This is a genomic window from Parabacteroides sp. MSK.9.14 (genome assembly GCF_019041495.1).
In the GTDB taxonomy this organism is placed as follows: domain Bacteria; phylum Bacteroidota; class Bacteroidia; order Bacteroidales; family Tannerellaceae; genus Parabacteroides; species Parabacteroides merdae.
In genome coordinates this window covers 1-988 of the sequence record NZ_JAHPXO010000120.1, presented here as the reverse complement: position 1 = coordinate 988, position 988 = coordinate 1, and the positions used below count along the sequence as shown (strand labels likewise).

Sequence of the window (988 nt, the reverse complement as noted above, 5' to 3'; positions counted from 1 at the left end):
AAGGTTCCGATGTATGTATTTTTTTATTTGTCAGCCTTGTTGTTGTATCTTCGTTATGTCCGGTCACAAAAACTCGGTTGTTATATAGCGGCTTTATGTTGTTTTGTCTGTTCGTGTTTGAGTAAAGAACAAGCCTTTGTTTTGCCCCTGTCCTTGATTTTGATAGATTGGTTCATCAGTCGTAATCTGAAATCATCGGATTGGTGGATAGAGAAAATGCCATTCTTTATTTTATCGGTAGGCTTTGCCTTGTTGACGTTGGACTTACAGGGACCTCGTAGTGAGGCGGTGTCTTATACGGCAGTACAACGTCTGTTGTTCGGCAGCTATTCTTTGTTCGAATATTTTACGAAGTCCTTGCTTCCGATCAATCTGAATTATTTATATCCTTTCCCAATTTTGCCAGGAAATAGCGATATTCCGGTTCGTTTTTATGTTTATCCGGTGCTTGTGGCAGGCTTGTTCGGAGTTTTGTATAGTTTCCGTAAGAAGCGTCTTTTGATGTTCGGCAGCTTGTTCTTTGTCATTCATTTGTTGCTATCACTACATGTCGTAGCGATGCCTCGTTTGGGAATAGTTGCTGATCGTTACCTGTATTTGTCCTTGTCAGGTATTTTGTTGTTAGTGTCATATAAAATCATAGATTGGGTGGAAAAAGAGCAGCGTGTGTTTCCAAAGTTTCTGTTGTTTTTATCAATGCTTTTCTATATCCTTTATTTTATGGGCTATACCCATCACTATAGTCAACAGTGGGAGGATACAGACACCGTGAAGCGTTATTTGCGTAGTTTTTATAAGGGTGATTCCAGAGAAAAAGATATAAATGGTCGTGAAAATCACGATTGAAGTATTAGCAAATTAAAAACTTAAAGACAATGGTACAATTAAAGAAAAAAGCCGTGTTGTTAATAGGAGCATTGATGTTACTCCTCGGTATGGGAATGAATCTCCAGTATGCGCTGAATGATTATGGATTAGCTGAGAATAA

1 pseudogene is annotated in these 988 nt (G+C 38.4%); it reads left to right on the top strand.

Annotation, left to right across the window (positions count from 1 at the left end):
• A pseudogene (locus KTG12_RS21400) lies at positions 1 to 846 on the top strand (hypothetical protein); the annotation flags it as partial.
• Positions 847 to 988: the final 142 nt, after the last annotated feature.